Source organism: Mesorhizobium sp. W067 (assembly GCF_054719525.1).
Genome location: NZ_JBTTII010000001.1, coordinates 1987228 through 2003227, shown reverse-complemented (window position 1 = coordinate 2003227; position 16000 = coordinate 1987228). Strand labels below are relative to the sequence as shown.

At 62.8% G+C, this 16000-nt stretch carries 18 protein-coding genes and 2 tRNA genes; 13 read left to right on the top strand and 7 right to left on the bottom strand.

All coding sequences use genetic code 11. The features are described 5' to 3' along the window. Positions 1 to 121: 121 nt before the first annotated feature. Complete coding sequence (locus ACYG97_RS09960; RefSeq protein WP_023729791.1) at positions 122 to 331, top strand: hypothetical protein; 210 nt, start codon at positions 122 to 124, stop codon at positions 329 to 331. Between the two features lie 67 nt (positions 332 to 398). On the opposite strand, the gene ACYG97_RS09955 is transcribed toward ACYG97_RS09960, so the two are convergent. Beyond that, positions 399 to 542, bottom strand: coding sequence for a hypothetical protein (locus ACYG97_RS09955; RefSeq protein ID WP_156941363.1), 144 nt, complete (start codon positions 540 to 542; stop codon positions 399 to 401). Between ACYG97_RS09955 and ACYG97_RS09950 the strand changes: the two genes are divergently transcribed. Beyond that, positions 535 to 843, top strand: a complete 309-nt coding sequence (locus ACYG97_RS09950) for a BA14K family protein (protein WP_023734388.1) — start codon at positions 535 to 537, stop codon at positions 841 to 843. The two genes, ACYG97_RS09955 and ACYG97_RS09950, sit on opposite strands and share 8 nt — an antisense overlap. Before the next feature lie 77 nt (positions 844 to 920). Here the strand turns inward: ACYG97_RS09950 and ACYG97_RS09945 are convergent, their stop codons facing one another. Together ACYG97_RS09945 and bhcR are read right to left on the bottom strand one after the other, a co-directional pair. Continuing rightward, positions 921 to 1283 (bottom strand): hypothetical protein, encoded by a 363-nt coding sequence (locus ACYG97_RS09945; RefSeq protein ID WP_245259986.1) that lies wholly within the window; start codon positions 1281 to 1283, stop codon positions 921 to 923. 47 nt (positions 1284 to 1330) lie between these two features. Beyond that, positions 1331 to 2149 (bottom strand): HTH-type transcriptional regulator BhcR, encoded by an 819-nt coding sequence (gene bhcR / locus ACYG97_RS09940; RefSeq protein WP_023734387.1) that lies wholly within the window; start codon positions 2147 to 2149, stop codon positions 1331 to 1333. Between the two features lie 204 nt (positions 2150 to 2353). On the opposite strand from bhcR, the gene gcl reads away from it, so the two are divergent. From gcl to ACYG97_RS09925, 3 genes are all read left to right on the top strand, one after another. Beyond that, on the top strand, positions 2354 to 4135 hold the full coding sequence (gcl, locus tag ACYG97_RS09935) for a glyoxylate carboligase (RefSeq protein WP_352711381.1): 1782 nt from the start codon (positions 2354 to 2356) through the stop codon (positions 4133 to 4135). A gap of 168 nt (positions 4136 to 4303) precedes the next feature. After that, on the top strand, positions 4304 to 5101 hold the full coding sequence (gene otnI / locus ACYG97_RS09930; protein WP_023734386.1) for a 2-oxo-tetronate isomerase: 798 nt from the start codon (positions 4304 to 4306) through the stop codon (positions 5099 to 5101). Positions 5102 to 5210: 109 nt separating this feature from the next. After that, positions 5211 to 6209, top strand: a complete 999-nt coding sequence (locus tag ACYG97_RS09925; RefSeq protein WP_084023780.1) for a 2-hydroxy-3-oxopropionate reductase — start codon at positions 5211 to 5213, stop codon at positions 6207 to 6209. Between the two features lie 66 nt (positions 6210 to 6275). On the opposite strand, the gene ACYG97_RS09920 is transcribed toward ACYG97_RS09925, so the two are convergent. After that, positions 6276 to 7127 (bottom strand): TrmH family RNA methyltransferase, encoded by an 852-nt coding sequence (locus ACYG97_RS09920; protein WP_023729785.1) that lies wholly within the window; start codon positions 7125 to 7127, stop codon positions 6276 to 6278. On the opposite strand from ACYG97_RS09920, the gene ACYG97_RS09915 reads away from it, so the two are divergent. From ACYG97_RS09915 to ACYG97_RS09905, 3 genes are all read left to right on the top strand, one after another. Continuing rightward, complete coding sequence (locus tag ACYG97_RS09915; RefSeq protein ID WP_023734384.1) at positions 7126 to 7359, top strand: hypothetical protein; 234 nt, start codon at positions 7126 to 7128, stop codon at positions 7357 to 7359. The genes ACYG97_RS09920 and ACYG97_RS09915 overlap by 2 nt on opposite strands. Further along, positions 7338 to 7422 (top strand) — tRNA-Tyr (locus ACYG97_RS09910). The genes ACYG97_RS09915 and ACYG97_RS09910 overlap by 22 nt, the downstream gene beginning before the upstream one ends. A gap of 28 nt (positions 7423 to 7450) precedes the next feature. Then, positions 7451 to 7524, top strand: a tRNA-Gly gene (locus tag ACYG97_RS09905). 8 nt (positions 7525 to 7532) lie between these two features. Here ACYG97_RS09905 and ACYG97_RS09900 read toward each other — a convergent pair. Continuing rightward, the gene (locus tag ACYG97_RS09900; RefSeq protein ID WP_023734383.1) at positions 7533 to 7922 is read right to left on the bottom strand and encodes a VOC family protein; all 390 of its coding nucleotides are present in this window, start codon (positions 7920 to 7922) and stop codon (positions 7533 to 7535) included. Between the two features lie 99 nt (positions 7923 to 8021). Here ACYG97_RS09900 and ACYG97_RS09895 point away from each other — a divergent pair, with 99 nt between their 5' ends. Next, a complete protein-coding gene (locus ACYG97_RS09895) occupies positions 8022 to 8909 on the top strand; it encodes a helix-turn-helix transcriptional regulator (protein WP_023734382.1) in 888 nt (295 codons plus the stop codon). Here ACYG97_RS09895 and ACYG97_RS09890 read toward each other — a convergent pair. Beyond that, positions 8906 to 9382: a YidB family protein gene (locus tag ACYG97_RS09890; RefSeq protein ID WP_023681465.1), complete on the bottom strand. Its 477-nt coding sequence runs from the start codon at positions 9380 to 9382 to the stop codon at positions 8906 to 8908. The genes ACYG97_RS09895 and ACYG97_RS09890 overlap by 4 nt on opposite strands. A gap of 131 nt (positions 9383 to 9513) precedes the next feature. Between ACYG97_RS09890 and ACYG97_RS09885 the strand changes: the two genes are divergently transcribed. Further along, entirely contained in the window at positions 9514 to 9771 is a 258-nt protein-coding gene (locus ACYG97_RS09885) for a GlsB/YeaQ/YmgE family stress response membrane protein (protein ID WP_023688411.1), read from the top strand. Positions 9772 to 9836: 65 nt separating this feature from the next. Here ACYG97_RS09885 and ACYG97_RS09880 read toward each other — a convergent pair whose 3' ends face one another. Next, positions 9837 to 10724: a DMT family transporter gene (locus tag ACYG97_RS09880; protein ID WP_023734381.1), complete on the bottom strand. Its 888-nt coding sequence runs from the start codon at positions 10722 to 10724 to the stop codon at positions 9837 to 9839. 295 nt (positions 10725 to 11019) lie between these two features. Here ACYG97_RS09880 and tuf point away from each other — a divergent pair, with 295 nt between their 5' ends. The 3 genes from tuf (at position 11020) to ACYG97_RS09865 (ending at position 15961) form a co-directional block, all read left to right on the top strand. Beyond that, a complete protein-coding gene (gene tuf / locus ACYG97_RS09875) occupies positions 11020 to 12195 on the top strand; it encodes an elongation factor Tu (protein ID WP_023723394.1) in 1176 nt (391 codons plus the stop codon). 148 nt (positions 12196 to 12343) lie between these two features. Beyond that, a complete protein-coding gene (locus ACYG97_RS09870; protein WP_023734061.1) occupies positions 12344 to 13978 on the top strand; it encodes a COG3904 family protein in 1635 nt (544 codons plus the stop codon). 327 nt (positions 13979 to 14305) lie between these two features. Further along, positions 14306 to 15961: a COG3904 family protein gene (locus ACYG97_RS09865; RefSeq protein WP_245260830.1), complete on the top strand. Its 1656-nt coding sequence runs from the start codon at positions 14306 to 14308 to the stop codon at positions 15959 to 15961. Positions 15962 to 16000 lie beyond the last annotated feature (39 nt).

Below are 16000 nucleotides of genomic sequence, written 5' to 3'. Positions count from 1 at the left end.
ATGGGCAAACGCCTTTCGGACCATTGACTATTCACAATTCACCCAAAGCCTTCGAACCTTTCACCACGTCACCGCAACTGATCTCCAGAGGCGAATGATCGCCTCGATCAAGGAGATCATCATGTTGAAGCGCACTCTTACTTCGGGCCTGGTCGCCATCTTCCTCGCCAACGGCGCGCTCGCCGGTACCGTCCAGTCGTCCTCCGCTCACGGCCATCATCACCACCATCACAAGCACCACGACAAGCCCTGGTGGTGGTGGAACCATCACCACAAGCATCATCACCACAAGCATCATCATCACCACGGGAAGGTGATCATCTTCCTTTGAGCGAGACGACCTGCCTCGCGGAAAGGGCGGCTTCAGCCGCCCTTTTTTGCGTTGAGCTCTCGATCGATCAGATCATGGTTTCCATCGGCTGATTCCAGCCTTCAAGAAAATCCCAAATTTCTTTCGAACCTTTTTCCGCGCCGAAACGACAGATGATCAAGAGGCGGATGGATCGCCTCTCGCAACGAAACAAGGAGATCGTCATGTTCACGCGCAAAATCGCTTCTGCCCTCATCGCCAGCACCGTCGCCGCCACCTCGCTGGTTGGCACCGTCCAGCCGTCGGCCGCCCACAGCCATCACCACAACCGCGAAATCGGCATCGGCATCGCCGCCGGCGTCGGCGGGTTCGTGCTCGGCAGCCTGCTCAACCAGCAGCCCCGCACCGTCTATGTCGGCGACGAGGGTGGCTCCTGGCACGTCCGCCGCTGCGCCAACCGCTACGCCAGTTACGATCCGTACTCCGACACCTATGTCGGCTATGACGGCTACCGCCACTATTGCCGCCTTTAAGAGGAGGCACGCCCACACGGAAAAGGAGGGGCTGTACGCAGCCCCTCCTTCCTGATTTGAGCGCGCCGCGGTGCGGGCTACGGTTCGGAGATCGGCAATCCCGCTGCACGGCAGATGCGGGCAACACTCGCATTCTGCGATTGATCGCCCATGGCGATGAGTTCGAAGCTGCTTCCTTCATCCGGATAGATCTTGGCGGCGAACGGTTGGTCTGTTGTATGACCACCGGACGACGTCTTTGCAGCGACATGGCCGCAGACCAGGATTTCGCGGCGGCCGTCGAGCGTTCGCTCGCCGGCACGCATCGTCCCGAATTTGGCGGATACAGGATCCTGCAAATGCTGGCGAATGCCGATCGTGATTGTCTCCTCCAAAGCGAGCGAGATCGGAATCTCGCTGACTTGCTGGGAGACAGGGGCGGGTTCGGGCGCCGTCGCCACGCATCCGCACAGTGAAGCGGCGAGCAAAAGCTGAAGCGTTCTCCGCATTATAATCGGAACCCGCCGATCATCCTCGTCACCTCAGCGGCGGCGTCGCGCACCAGCGGCCCGATCTCCTCCAGCCGCTCCATCGTCACCCGCACCGTCGGTCCGGAGACCGAGACACCGCCGATCGGCTCGCCGAACTCGTTGAAAATGGCGGCGGCCACGCAGCGCATGCCGGGATGCCGCTCCTCGTCGTCGACCGACCAGCCGCGGTGCTTGATGACAGCCAGGTCATGGGCCAGCGCCGAAATGTCGGACAGCGTCTTGTCGGTGAAGCGCTGCAGGCCCGACTTGCGCAGGATGGCGGCGACGCGTTCCGGCTCGAGCTGCGCCAGCACCGCCTTGCCGATGCCCGAGGCATGGAAGGAGCTGCGCGTGCCCGGGCGGAAGAAGGCGCGGATCGCCTGATGGGTCTCGACCTGGCTGACGAAAACGACGCAATCGTCCTCGGCGACGCCGAGATTGGCGGTTTCACCGGTCTTCTCCATCAATTCCTGCATGACCACGCGGGCCCGGTCGACAAGCTTGCGGCGGCGCAGGAAGGCGGCACCCATGCGGTAGGTCTCGACGCCGATCGACCACAGCTGGTCCGATGTATCGAATTCGACCATGCCGTGGTTCTGCAGCGTCGTCAGCATGCGATAGGCGGTGGACGCCGCAAGCTCGCTGCGCGCCGAAATCTCGCTCAGCGACAGGCCGCTGCCTTCGGCGACGATGGCCAGGATGCGCAAGGCCCGGTCGAGCGACTGTACAGAACCGGCCTCGGACGGACCGTTGAAAGCGCGCGGCCGGCCGCGCTGGCGTTTTTCGCTGGTTTCCATGGCGGCATTGTCGCCGGTTTCGCCGAAATCGCAATGAAAAACTTTTTCATCGATTTTGATGGCCGGATTTATGGAAAACGAAAAAGCCAGGGGAATCAGTGTATAGAAGCGGTTTTCTCGAAATGAAAAATTATTCTGAAAAAATTGAAAAATGAAAACGACACTGGCATTGTCAACCAACCAACAATCTTGAGGAGGCTGGACATGGCCAGGATGCGCGCTGTCGATGCAGCGGTTCTCGTTCTCGAAAAGGAAGGCGTTTCCTGCGGCTTCGGCGTGCCGGGCGCGGCGATCAATCCGTTCTATTCGGCGCTGAAGGCGAGGGGCTCGATCCGCCACATCCTGGCGCGCCATGTCGAGGCGGCCTCGCATATGGCCGAAGGCTACACGAGAGCCAAATCCGGCAATATCGGGCTGTGCATCGGCACCTCGGGCCCGGCCGGCACCGATATGATCACCGGGCTTTATTCGGCGGCGGCGGACTCCATCCCGATCCTGTGCATCACCGGTCAGGCGCCGCGGGCACGGCTCAACAAGGAGGATTTCCAGGCGGTCGATATCGCCGCCATAGCCGCACCCGTCGCCAAATGGGCGGTCACGGTCATGGAGCCCTATCTCGTGCCGATGGCGCTGCAGAAGGCATTTCACCTGATGCGCTCGTCGCGACCGGGCCCGGTGCTCATCGACCTGCCGGTCGACGTGCAATTGGCCGAGATCGAATTCGATATCGATGCCTATGAACCGCTGGTCCCGTTCAAGCCGGCAATGTCGCGCGCCCAGGCCGAAAAGGCCTTGGCGATGCTCAATGCCGCGGAAAAGCCGCTGATCGTCGCCGGCGGCGGCATCATCAACGCCGATGCGTCGGATCTGTTGATCGAATTCGCCGAGATAACGGGCGTGCCGGTCATCCCGACGCTAATGGGCTGGGGCGCGATCCCCGACGACCACCGGCTGATGGCCGGCATGTGCGGGCTTCAGACCTCGCATCGCTACGGCAATGCGACGATGTTGGAAGCCGATTTCGTCTTTGGCATCGGCAATCGCTGGGCCAACCGCCACACCGGTTCGGTCGATGTCTACACCAAGGGCAAGAAATTCATCCATGTCGACATCGAACCGACCCAGATCGGCCGGGTGTTCGCGCCGGATCTCGGCGTCGTCTCGGACGCCGGTGCGGCACTGAAGATGCTGCTCGACGTCGCCACCGAATGGAAGACGGCAGGAAAGCTGCGCGACTGGTCGGGCTGGGCGAAGGAATGCCAGACCCGCAAGAAGACGATGAAGCGCAAGACGCATTTCGAGCAGGTGCCGCTGAAGCCGCAGCGCGTCTATGAGGAGATGAACAAGGCGTTCGGCCGTGACACCACCTACGTCACCACGATCGGCCTCTCGCAGATCGCCGGGGCGCAGTTCCTGCATGTCTACAAGCCGCGCAACTGGATCAATTGCGGCCAGGCCGGCCCGCTCGGCTGGACGCTGCCGGCAGCGCTTGGCGTGCGCGCCGCCGATCCGGATCGCACCATCGTGGCGCTGTCGGGCGACTACGACTTCCAGTTCATGATCGAGGAACTGGCGGCCGGCGCACAGCACAAACTGCCGTATATCCATGTCGTCGTGAACAATGCCTATCTCGGCCTGATCCGCCAGGCGCAGCGCGGTTTTGCGATGGATTTCGAGGTGAGCCTGGCCTTCGAGAACGTCAACCGCGCCAACGATCCGGAGGCCGGCTACGGCGTCGACCATGTCGCGGTCGCAGAAGCGATGGGCTGCAAGGCGGTCCGGGTGCGCAAACCGGAAGAGTTCGCCGGCGCGTTCAAGGAAGCGCAGCGGCTGATGAAGGAATACCAGGTGCCGGTGGTGCTCGAATTCATCCTCGAGCGCGTCACCAACATTTCCATGGGCACGGAAATCGACAAGATCACCGAATTCGAGGACCTTGCCGAAAGCCATGAGGATGCGCCGACGGCGATTGTGTTGCTCGATTAGGCGCGCCGATATTCAGGTGAGACAGGCCTGCAAACGGCGCCTTCCTGCGCTTCCGGTGCTCACGTACAGAAAGTACGTTCCGCTCCGGTTCTCGAAAGTCACCGTTTTCGACTCTGCCTGACCTGAATCTCAACACGCCTAGGGCCAAGCAGAAGAAGGAGAAAAAGAATGCCGCGTTTTTCAGCCAATCTGTCGATGCTCTTTGGCGAGCATGAGTTCCTCGATCGCTTCGATGCCGCAGCCCGCGCCGGCTTCAAGGGCGTCGAATATATCGGCCCCTATGATCATACGCCTGACGTGGTCGCGGCCCGGCTGAAGAAGAACGGCCTGACACAGGTGCTGTTCAACCTCCCGGCCGGCGACTGGGGCAAGGGCGAGCGCGGCATCGCGGTTTTGCCCGACCGCGCGCCGGAATTCCGGCAAGGCATCGCCAAGGCGATCAGCTATGCCCATGCGCTCGGCTGCGAGCAGGTCAATTGCCTCGCCGGCATCGCGCCGCAGGGCGTGGATCGTTCGGTGCTGGAAAATACCTTTGCCGAAAACCTGGCGTTTGCAGCCGAGAAACTGGAGCAGGCCGGCATCCGGCTTTTGATCGAGCCGATCAACACGCGCGACATACCGGGTTTTTTCCTGAACTATTCGGAGCAGGCGCTGGCGCTGATCGAGCGCGTCGGCTCGAAGAACCTGTTCCTGCAATACGACATCTATCACATGCAGATCATGGAGGGGGATCTCGCCCGTACCATCGAGGCCAACCTCGGCCGCATCGCGCATATCCAGCTTGCGGACAATCCCGGCCGTCACGAGCCGGGGACGGGCGAGATCAATTATCCCTTCCTCTACGAGCATATCGACAGGATTGGTTATTCCGGCTGGGTCGGGGCGGAATACAAGCCGAAGGCGGGGACGGAGGCCGGGTTGGGGTGGTTCAGAGAGCTTAACGGGCAGGGGAGTGCTGCGGCTTAGCTGTTACGATTGAAGTCGCGTTCCTTCGCGCCCCCCCTCTGGCCTGCCGGCCATCTCCCCCACAGGTGGGGAGATCGGACGTCATCCCGGCTTTCGCCAATCCCCAACATTGCAGGGTGAGCGAGGCGCCGAAACTGCCAATCTCCCCACAAGTGGGGGAGATTGGCCGGCAGGCCAGAGGGGGGCGCGAAGGAACTCAGCCTCAACAAAGGAGACAACAATGGAAACCATCGGCTTCATCGGCCTCGGCATCATGGGCGCGCCGATGGCGGGGCATCTGCTCGATGCCGGCTACACCGTCGTCGCCAGCGACCACCGCTCGAAGCCGCCGGCCGATCTCGTCGCCAAGGGCTTGAGAAGCATCACCGGCCACGCGGCAGTGGCGAAGGCCGCGGATATCATCATCACCATGGTTCCCGACACCCCGCAGGTAGCCGAGGTGCTGTTCGGCGACAATGGTGTCGCTTCCGGCCTGAGCAAGGGCAAGCTGGTCATCGACATGAGCTCGATCTCGCCGATCGAGACCAAGACCTTTGCCAAAAAGATCAACGATCTCGGCTGCGACTATCTCGACGCGCCGGTCTCGGGCGGCGAGGTCGGCGCAAAGGCGGCGTCGCTGACCATCATGGTTGGCGGCGAGGACAAGGCGTTCGAGCGAGCCAAGCCCGTGTTCGAAAAGATGGGCAAGAACATCACGCTTGTCGGCCCGAACGGCGTCGGCCAGACCACCAAGGTTGCCAACCAGATCGTCGTGGCCCTGACCATCGAGGCGGTCGCCGAGGCGCTGGTCTTTGCCTCAAAAGCCGGCGCCGACCCCGCCAAGGTCCGGCAGGCGCTGATGGGCGGGCTGGCGGCATCGCGCATCCTCGAGGTGCATGGCGAGCGCATGATAAAGCGCACCTTCGCGCCGGGCTTCCGCATCGAACTGCACCAGAAGGATCTCAACCTGGCGCTGGAAGGCGCCAAGGCACTCGGTGTCTCGCTGCCCAATACGTCGACCACGCAGCAGCTGTTCAATTCCTGCGCCGCCAATGGCGGGGCGAAGGAGGATCATTCGGCGCTGGTTCGCGCGCTGGAGCGGATGGCGGGGCATGAAGTGGGTGAATAGTGAATGGTGAATAGTGAATGGTGAATGGTGACGGTAAGAACGCTTTCCCATTCACTATTTCACCATTCACCCTCCAAGGAATTTCCGTGCCGCATAAAGGCTCACCGCCGCCGCATTCGACACGTTGAGCGAGCGGATGGCGCCGGGCATGTCAAGGCGGGCGAGCGTGGTCACCGTCTCGCGCGTCTTCTGGCGCAGGCCCTTGCCTTCGGCGCCAAGCACCAGCGCGATCTTCTCGCCTGAAAAACCCGTTTCGAGTTCGGCCGGCCCGTCCGAATCGAGGCCGATGGTCTGGAAGCCGGCTTCGTGCAGCTGTTCCAGCGCGTCGGCGAGGTTCTTCACCTCGATCTGGTCGATATGTTCCAGCGCGCCGGAGGCGGATTTGGCCAGCACGCCGGATTCCTGCGGGCTGTGGCGGGCCGTGGTGATCAGCGCACCGGCGCCGAAGGCGACCGCCGAGCGCAGGATGGCGCCGACATTGTGCGGGTCGGTGACCTGGTCGAGCACCAGCACCAGTTTGGTATCGCCGAGCGCGTCAAGGCGCTTGGGCTTCAGCGGCTCGGCCTCGATCAGCACGCCCTGGTGGACGGCGTCCGAACCGGTGATCTTGTCGATGTCCTTCGGCTCGACCAGTTCGGCCTTGAACGGCAAAGCGGCGAGGTCGGCGATCGCCAGCCGCTCGGCGGCATTGCGCGTCACCAACATCTTTCTGATCCGCCGGCGCGGATTGTCGAGCGCGGCGCGCACCGTGTGCAGGCCATAAAGCCGCACCAGCCCGTCGGCGGCGTTCTCGCCCGGCGGCACCGGCTGGCGCGGCCGGAAGGCAGGCGCGCCGCCGGCCTTCTCGTCGCGATGAGCGCGACGCAGCTTGGCGTAGTGGGTGTCTTTGGCGGTCTTGGGCGTGTTGTCATTGCTCATGGCCGGCTTCTATAGCCGCGTCGCCGGGCTGTGGATACAGGCAGAAAGCCGGCTTGCCGGGCAGGCTGTCAAAATCAGCGCATTTTGCCTTGGGGTGCGGTTGACACCCACTGGCCTTGCCGCCATAAGGCGCTTCGCTGATTTCGGACAAAACCCTGGTTTCGACCTGATCGGCGAGAATGCCTCGTTGCAAGGCTTCGACGGCAGGCTGGAGAGGTGCCCGAGTGGTTAAAGGGGACGGACTGTAAATCCGTTAGCTTAGCTTACGTTGGTTCGAATCCAACCCTCTCCACCACTGCCAGCCCGCGAACCTTGAGGACGATGCGGGTATAGCTCAGTGGTAGAGCAGCAGCCTTCCAAGCTGAATATGCGGGTTCGATTCCCGCTACCCGCTCCAAACACTCATCAGATCTCTGCGAATATCTCCACGACGTTGCCGTCCGGATCGCGGAAGAACACTGTCCTGTGGCCCCATTCCTGGTCGGTGAGCGGCAGGACCGGCTGCACGCCCTTGGCCTGAAGCGCCTCGGCGCAGGCAGCGACCATCTCCGGCGCCACCCGGAATGCCAGCTGCAGCGACAGCGCATCCCGCTGCTGCGGCGTATCGTTGAACATCATGCCGAGGCTGGTCAAGGCCAGCGTGTTGGAGCCGACTCGGTAGTCGATCCAGCGTTCGCTAAGCTCGCGCTTCAGCTCAAATTCCATCACATCCCCGTAGAAGTGCCGCATGGCGGCCATGTCGCGGGCGAAGATGACGGTGTAGTCGATCTGACGGATTTTATTGAGCGCGTTCATTGTCGAAGTCCCGTGGCTGATGTTGCGATCGCTCCGCAACCTAGCTTTCCTTTAAAGGGGTACAAGACTATAGCTTATACTGGTATTGACGGTGACAGAATGACGTATGGCGGCCCACGGCACGACGAGCTAGCCCGCTTCCTGCGCGAGCGGCGGGACCGGTTGCCGCGGATCTATGGCGCCAATGGCCGCCGCCGGGCACCGGGCCTCAGGCGCGAAGAGGTCGCCGCCGAGGCGGGGATCAGCACCACCTGGTACACCTGGCTCGAGCAGGGACGGGAGGTGAACGCGTCGCCGCAGGTGCTTCGCTCGCTGGCGCGGGTGCTGAAGCTGAGCCGGTCGGAGCAGGCCTATCTCTTCCAATTGGCGCGGCCCGATCTCGATTGGCGAAACCGGCTCGGCGAGCAAGGCCTGCCCAGCGCGCCGCTGCTAAGCCTGCTCGACGGGCTGGCGCCGCACCCGGCATATGTCGTCAACCGCTACTGGCAGGTCGTCGCCTGGAACCACCCGGCGGCGGTGCTGCTCGGGGATTTCGAGACGGATGATGAGTGGTCCGGCAGCCTGCTCGCCCGGCTGTTTCTCGACCTGGAATGGCGGCAGCGCTTTGTCGACTGGCCGGAGGTTTCGCGCTCGGCGGTCGCGCAGTTCCGGCTTGCCACAGTCGCCATGCCTCGCGATCCGGTGCTGGCCGCGCTGCTTTCGTCACTGGAAGCGGCAAGCGAAGCGTTCGTCGCGTGCTGGAACAGCCGCGACATCGCCGAGCCACCGATCTGGCGGAAATCCATCCGGCACCCTGTCGCCGGCGCGATGTCGTTCGATTTCGCCACGCTGCAGCCGGGCGGCCGCGACAGTGATTTCTCGGTTTCCGTCTACACGCCGGTCGATGCGTCGACTGCCAGGCGGTTCGCCGCGCTGGTCGGAGCAACGCCCGACAGCCGCAAGGCGGTGCCGGGCGTGTTTGCGCGTGATGCAGGCGCAGAAGTCTAGCTGTTGAAAGCGGACGCGACCTGGTGTTGCTGCGGCACCTGTCCGTTCGGCGTCAGTCTGTCGACAATGCCGGGCAGGGCTGTGGACAATTGCTTGAGCAACTCCTGCTCGTCCAGTCCGGTCCTTTGCGCGATCTCTCGAATGACCTGCGGGCCGATCGCCTTGCCGAGATCATTGGCGTTGATCGGCTGGTTCTGTCCGGTGCCGACCCAGGAGTCAGCGACATTGCCTTGGCCGGCAGTCTTGAGCTTGTCGAGCAGTCCGCCCAGTCCGCCAAGCAGGCCGCCATCGCCTGAGGCCGTGGTTCCGGTGGGGGCTGGCGTTTGAGGCTGGGCGGGCTCGCCCGTCTCTTCGGCACTCGTCTGTTCGGCGCTTCTGCCGCTCAGCATCTTTCCCACCAGCAGCGCGCCGAGCGCGATCATCAGCGGTTTGGTGATGTTGCCGCCGGGTACGGCGTTGTCAAAAAGTCCCATAGGTCAATCCTCCATAACGGCCAAGCCCGTCCCGCCGGCTACAATGGAGCATGCGGGCGGAAATTCAAGTTGGCTTGAGCTTTTGACAATCATGTGACCATGATCGGCCGGCGGGGGAATGGAGAGGAAAAATGGGCATTATCAGCTGGATCATCCTCGGCGTCATCGCCGGCTTTATCGGCAGCAAGATCGTCAACAAGACCGGCCAGGGCCTGATCATGGATATCGTGCTCGGCATTGTCGGCGCCATCGTCGGAGGGCTGATCTTCAGCGCCTTTGGCGCCACGGGTGTGACCGGCCTCAACATCTGGAGCCTGATCGTCGCCATCATCGGCGCGGTGGTCGTGCTGTGGGCCTATCACCAGTTCTCCGGCAAGCGAACGCTTTAGGCACCAGTCTACCGACTGGCTGACCGCAGGACGGCCAAACCTGCTTCGACGCGTTGACTTGAAGGTCAGGCGACGACGGTCAGCCTGCGTTTGCGTTCATCGAGCGAGACGATGGTCAGCCCGCTCGCGACCACCAGCAGGATGCCGCAGACCGCCAGGGCATTCGGGAACTGCCCGAATACCAGCACGCCTGAGATGACCGCCCAGACGGTGAAGCAGTAGTAGAACGGCGCCACCACGCCGGTCGGACCGACGCGATAGGCCATGAAGATGAAGAAATGGCCGAAGATCAGGAAGAATCCGGCGCCGGCCATGAGCAGCAGGTGCCGGGCTTCCGGCATCACCCAGCGCTCGGAAACGAGATGCGCGGCGCCCGCGCCGATGAGCACCACCACGACGGCGGAAATGGCGACGATCATGCCCGGCACCTCGGCCGCGACCCGCCTGCCGGCAAGATCGCGCGCCGCCGCCAATGCCGCGTTGCCGAGCGCCAGCAACGCATAGACCGAGATGCCCTGCATGGTCGGCTGGGCCACCATGAGCGCACCGATGAAGCCGAGCCCGATCAGCGCCATGCGCACGCCGCCGATCCGTTCGCCGAACAGGATGGAGGAGCCGACCAGCATCAAAAGCGGGGTGATCTGCCCGAGCGCGGTCGAATCGGCGATCTGCATGTTGGCCAGCGCCACGACGTAGCAAAGGATGGCCGCCAGCTCGAGCAGGTTGCGGCGCAGCACGCGTTTGTCGAAGATCAAAGGGATCTGCCTGCCATAGCCCAGCAGGAACAGCAGGGGCATGCCCCATAGCGTGGCCGCAACCCCGCGCAGGAACAGCACTTCATAGGACGGCAAGCCCGCGGTGGCGAGCTTCATCATCGTGTCGTTGACGAGGTACGACCCCGTCGAAACGATCATGAACAGCGGGCCGCGTATGGAGATCGGTATGAATTGCATGGGGCAACCAAATCAGACCGCCGCCGCAGCGGCAATGGGCCAGGCGCCGGCTGCACATCCGGCAGGCGAATGCCAGGACATGCCGGGAGTTGCAGGCACGCGCTGAGGCCGGCTGCCCCATTTCATTTCCGCTCGCGCGTTCCTATATCAGCGCCATATCCCCGCAATCGGATCATCGGTTGAGACCGAGCGGACAGCGCACCCGGCCAGAAGGCACTTGTGTTTTTCGGCCGTAGTCGCTAATCGCCCCGCATTCGACTGAACTGAAGGTCAAGGCCGTCCAAGGAAAGAGACTATGGCAAAAGGTAAATTCGAGCGTAACAAGCCTCATGTGAACATTGGCACGATTGGCCACGTCGATCATGGCAAGACGTCGCTGACGGCGGCGATCACGAAGTATTTTGGCGAGTACAAGCGCTACGACCAGATCGATGCGGCGCCCGAAGAGAAGGCCCGCGGCATCACGATTTCGACGGCGCACGTCGAATACGAGACGGCAGCGCGCCACTACGCCCATGTCGACTGCCCCGGCCACGCCGACTATGTGAAGAACATGATCACGGGTGCTGCGCAGATGGACGGCGCGATCCTGGTGGTGTCGGCCGCCGACGGCCCGATGCCGCAGACCCGCGAGCACATCCTGCTTGCCCGTCAGGTCGGCGTTCCGTCGATCGTGGTGTTCCTGAACAAGGTCGACCAGGTCGACGATGCCGAGCTGCTCGAACTGGTCGAGCTCGAGGTTCGCGAGCTTCTGTCGAAGAACGAGTTCCCCGGCGACGACATTCCGATCGTCAAGGGTTCGGCGCTGGCTGCTCTGGAAGACTCCAACAAGACCATCGGCGAAGACGCGATCCGCGAGCTGATGGCTGCGGTCGATGCCTATATCCCGACGCCGGTTCGTCCGTTGGACAAGCCGTTCCTGATGCCGATCGAAGACGTGTTCTCGATCTCGGGCCGTGGCACGGTCGTCACCGGCCGCGTCGAGCGCGGCATCGTCAAGGTCGGCGAGGAACTGGAAATCATCGGCATCCGTCCGACGACCAAGACGACCTGCACGGGCGTCGAGATGTTCCGCAAGCTGCTCGATCAGGGCCAGGCCGGCGACAATATCGGCGCGCTGCTGCGCGGCGTTGATCGTGAAGGCGTCGAGCGCGGCCAGGTTCTGGCCAAGCCCGGTACGGTGAAGCCGCACAAGAAGTTCGTGGCCGAAGCCTACATCCTGACCAAGGACGAAGGTGGCCGTCACACGCCGTTCTTCACCAACTACCGTCCGCAGTTCTACTTCCGCACGACCGACGTGACCGGCATCGTGTCGCTGCCGGAAGGCACGGAAATGGTTATGCCCGGCGACAACATCACGGTCGATGTCGAGCTGATCGTGCCGATCGCCATGGAAGAGAAGCTGCGCTTCGCCATCCGTGAAGGCGGCCGCACCGTCGGTGCCGGCATCGTGGTCACCATCAAAGAGTAATCGAGCCCGGCATCGCCGGATCGAAACGGATAGGGGCGGCCCTCGGGCCGCCCTTTTTCGTTGGCCAGATGTGCCTGTTTTGGGGTCCCAATCTCTGTTGCAAGTCTGTGAGCCTCTACAGTATAGATTGCATTGAGGGCTTGGTCGGATGGTTCCACAGCACCGTTTGCATAGTCGGTCATGGTGGGCACTGGGGCTGATCTGCCTGGTGTCGATGTTTGCCGTGGGCAGTGCCGCCTTCGCGGCCGAGACAAAAAATTCAGAGCCGGATCCGGATCCGCCGATGCGGTTCGTCGTCGTGCGCAGCGACGCGGCGGGCTGTGAGCCGACCTGTCCGGAATGGATATCGGCCGAGGGTGCGATATCGGCCAAGTCGCCGGCGCTGCTCAAGGCTGCCCTGAAAACGCTCGGCGGCCGCAAATTGCCGATCGTCATCAACTCTCCCGGCGGCGATGTCGATGCAGCCATCGCCATGGGCCGGATGATACGCAAGAACAAGCTCGACATCGCGGTCGGCAGAACCTGGTTCGTCGGCTGCGAGCCAGGGGTGAAAAACTGCAAGGAGAACGACGCCAGAGGCGCGCACTATATCGGCAGCCCCTATGTGCTCGGCAGCTATTGCGCATCCGCTTGTCCAATGATGCTGGCCGGCGGCACCAGGCGCCTGGTCGGGCCGCTGGCCTATCTCGGCGTCCACCAGATCACGACTACGATCGTGCAGATGAACGTGCAATATCAGGTCCGCTACCGGATCGTGAAAGGCAAGAAGCGGGTCATCAGCAAGAAGGTCGTCAGCCGCAAGAACACCGGCAGCTACAAGACCTACGAGATGAGCAAGGGGGTGGAGCGCAAGCTGTCCGCCTATTTCAAGGAGATGGGTGTCGACCTCAGCATCATCGAGACGATGAAGAGCACGCCGGCCAGCGACATCCAGCAGATCGACCTCAGCGACATGCTGACAATGAAGCTGGTCACCAGCGACGACGCTGCAGATTTGCTGACCAGCGCAAGCCTGTGCAGGCTGAACCTTCCGGCTCCGAATTGCCGGGAAATACCGGCGAACAAGCCAGCCGGCGGCCTGCCGGACGTGGCAAAGGCTGCGCCGCTGCCGGTGAAGCCGGAGAGCGCGCCGCACGATGACGGCATGCGCTTTGTCGTGGTTCGCGGCAGCAACCCGCTCTGCAATCCCGACTGCCCGGAATGGATTGCAGCGCAAGGCGCGATTACGCCCCAGACGCCGCAGAAACTCAGCCAATTGCTCGCCACGCTTGGCAACCGGCGGCTGCCGGTGGTGATCAGCTCGCGAGGCGGCGACCTCTCCGGCGCCCTGGCGGCGGGCCGGATCATCCATGAAAAGAAGCTCGACGTTGCCGTTGCCCGCACCGATTTCGTCGGCTGCGACCCGGCAGAGTGGAATTGCCTGGCCAGGGAAGGCGCCTATGCCGGGCTGAGCGTCGATGGCGACGGCGACTGCGATTCGGCCTGCGCGCTCATGCTGGCCGGTGGCGCCAGGCGGCTTGTCGGTACCCAGGCGCGGCTCAGCCTCTATCTGATGGGGCAGAAGCAGGCGGTCAAGTCCTACCTCGACGAGATGGCGATCAGCCCCGCTTTGTTCAGGGCGCTCCAGGGCAGTTCGGTCGAGCGCCAGCTCGAACCCGACATGATGCTGAAGGTTGGCCTGACGACCGGGCGCCAGTCGGTGGATGCGCTGACGGGTTCCAGCATCTGCAAGTCGGCGCCGAAACCTGAGAATTGCCGCGTGGTGCCGTCGTCCAATGGCTGATCGCGCCTATCGTCATGGAAGAGAAGCCTTGCTTCGCCTTCCGTGAAGGCGGCCGCACCGTCGTGCCGGCGTCGTCATCACCATCGAGAAATAGTCGAGCCGGTGTCAGCCGGATCGACCAGGAGAGGGCGGTCTTTGGGGCTGCCTTTTTGTTTCCGGCGTTGCGCGGCACAAGTATTGAACGGTTGGTTCAAAGCTATTGCAAGCACCGTCGCCGCAACTATTATGGATTGATTGAGGGGTTTGCCGGGCGTGGTTTGGGGACACCGTTCAGACAATGCTGCAAGGTGGCGGCGCGGGCTGGTTCGGCTGGCGACGGTGGCCGCGATGGCGATGGCTGCCTTCGCCGCGAAGGCCGAGGATGCCGCCCCCGGGACATGGCAGACAGTACCCCCTCTGCAGGGAGTGCTCTATCCGACCGATCCGACGATATGGACCGACGATCACTCGGAGATGCAGTTTGTCGTCACGCGCAGCAGCGCACCTGGCTGCGAGCCCAATTGTCCGGAGTGGATCTCCGCCGAAGGCGACATCTCAGCCGGCACGCCAGCCTTGCTCAAGCGTACCTTGAAGAAGCTTGGCAGCCGCAAACTGCCCATCATCGTCAATTCCTTTGGCGGCAACGTCAATGCAGCGCTCGAACTTGGCCGGATAATCCGCAAGAACAAGCTCGATATCGCCGTAGGCAAGACCGAGTTTTCCGACTGTTGGCCCGGGACGGATGGTTGTGGTTTTAGTTACGGCAAAGGTTCCGCCTATCTCGGCCGGGCGTCTGATGGCGCCAGCTGCAACTCCGCCTGTCCGCTGATGTTTGCCGGTGGCGTCCGCCGCGTGGCCGGCGGCTGGAACTATCTGGGTGTTCATCAGATCACCACCACCTGGTTCCCCTCCACAACGCACTACCGGACCACATATCGCGTCAAACGAGGCAAAAAATATCGGGTCACCACGCAAACGGTCACTCAAGGTGAAAGCTACAAGACCTATGAGATGAGCAAGGGGTACGCGAGAAAGATCTCGGCCTATCTCCGAGAGATGGGTATCGGGCAGGGCGTGCTGGACTTGATGAAGGCGACGCCGGCGAGCGACATCAGGCAGATCGGCCTCCACGATATGCTGACGATGAAACTGGCGACCAGCACGGACACTCTTGAGCTGTTTACCAGAGCAAGTTTGTGCATGTTCGACCCGCCGGCTCCGAACTGCCGGGAAGTGCCTGGACCGGCAGGCAAGCCGACGCCGCCGGTCGCTGCCACGACGGTCGCAGTCAAGCTCGCGAATGTGGCAGCCAAGCCCGCCGCTGTCACAAAGCCTTTGCCGGACCCCGCAGCGGCTCGTGTGGATATGAGCTTTGTCGTGGTCCGCGGCAGCGACCAGCATTGCACGCCGCAGTGTCCGCAATGGATTTCTGCGCAAGGCGCGATCACGCCTCAGACACCGCAAAAATTGCGCCAATTACTCGACACGCTTGGCAACCGGCGGCTGCCCGTGGTGATCAGCTCACGAGGCGGAGACTTGTTCAGCGCTCTGGCGACCGGACGGATCATCCATGAAAAGAAGCTCGACGTCGCCGTTGGCCGCACCGATATCGGTGACCCGGTCGAGGACGGCATCTATGCCGGGCTGAGCTTCGACGCCGGAGCCGACTGCGATTCGGCCTGCGCGCTCATGCTGGCCGGTGGCGCCAGACGGTTTGTCGGCCCCCAGGCGCGACTCAGCTTCTACCTGATGGGACAGAAGCAATTGGTGAAGACGTATCTGAATGAGATGGCGATCAGCCCCCGTCTGTTCACAGCGCTTCAGGACCGTTTCGCCGAGCGTGAGCTCGACCCTGATATGATGCTGGAGGTCGGGCTGACGACCGGGCCCCAGTCGGTGGATGCGCTGACGGGTCCCGGCATCTGCAAGTCGGTGCCGAAAGCTGAGAACTGCCGCGTGGCGCCGTCGCCCAACGCCCAGGCCGAAGCGCCGGCCAAATTGTAGCGCGGCGGGTTCACACTCGCCATCGAGGCAGGTTGAGCA

Excerpts from the sequence above, each read along its gene's own strand:
- ACYG97_RS09895 (WP_023734382.1), top strand. The coding sequence starts at position 8,022 with ATGACGTATGGCGGCCCACGGCACGACGAGCTAGCCCGCTTCCTGCGC.
- tuf (WP_023723394.1), top strand. The coding sequence starts at position 11,020 with ATGGCAAAAGGTAAATTCGAGCGTAACAAGCCTCATGTGAACATTGGC.
- ACYG97_RS09890 (WP_023681465.1), bottom strand. The coding sequence starts at position 9,382 with ATGGGACTTTTTGACAACGCCGTACCCGGCGGCAACATCACCAAACCG.
- ACYG97_RS09915 (WP_023734384.1), top strand. The coding sequence starts at position 7,126 with ATGGCCGGCTTCTATAGCCGCGTCGCCGGGCTGTGGATACAGGCAGAA.
- otnI (WP_023734386.1), top strand. The coding sequence starts at position 4,304 with ATGCCGCGTTTTTCAGCCAATCTGTCGATGCTCTTTGGCGAGCATGAG.
- bhcR (WP_023734387.1), bottom strand. The coding sequence starts at position 2,149 with ATGGAAACCAGCGAAAAACGCCAGCGCGGCCGGCCGCGCGCTTTCAAC.
- ACYG97_RS09960 (WP_023729791.1), top strand. The coding sequence starts at position 122 with ATGTTGAAGCGCACTCTTACTTCGGGCCTGGTCGCCATCTTCCTCGCC.
- ACYG97_RS09900 (WP_023734383.1), bottom strand. The coding sequence starts at position 7,922 with ATGAACGCGCTCAATAAAATCCGTCAGATCGACTACACCGTCATCTTC.
- ACYG97_RS09885 (WP_023688411.1), top strand. The coding sequence starts at position 9,514 with ATGGGCATTATCAGCTGGATCATCCTCGGCGTCATCGCCGGCTTTATC.
- ACYG97_RS09950 (WP_023734388.1), top strand. The coding sequence starts at position 535 with ATGTTCACGCGCAAAATCGCTTCTGCCCTCATCGCCAGCACCGTCGCC.
- ACYG97_RS09920 (WP_023729785.1), bottom strand. The coding sequence starts at position 7,127 with ATGAGCAATGACAACACGCCCAAGACCGCCAAAGACACCCACTACGCC.
- ACYG97_RS09865 (WP_245260830.1), top strand. The coding sequence starts at position 14,306 with ATGGCGATGGCTGCCTTCGCCGCGAAGGCCGAGGATGCCGCCCCCGGG.
- gcl (WP_352711381.1), top strand. The coding sequence starts at position 2,354 with ATGGCCAGGATGCGCGCTGTCGATGCAGCGGTTCTCGTTCTCGAAAAG.
- ACYG97_RS09880 (WP_023734381.1), bottom strand. The coding sequence starts at position 10,724 with ATGCAATTCATACCGATCTCCATACGCGGCCCGCTGTTCATGATCGTT.
- ACYG97_RS09870 (WP_023734061.1), top strand. The coding sequence starts at position 12,344 with ATGGTTCCACAGCACCGTTTGCATAGTCGGTCATGGTGGGCACTGGGG.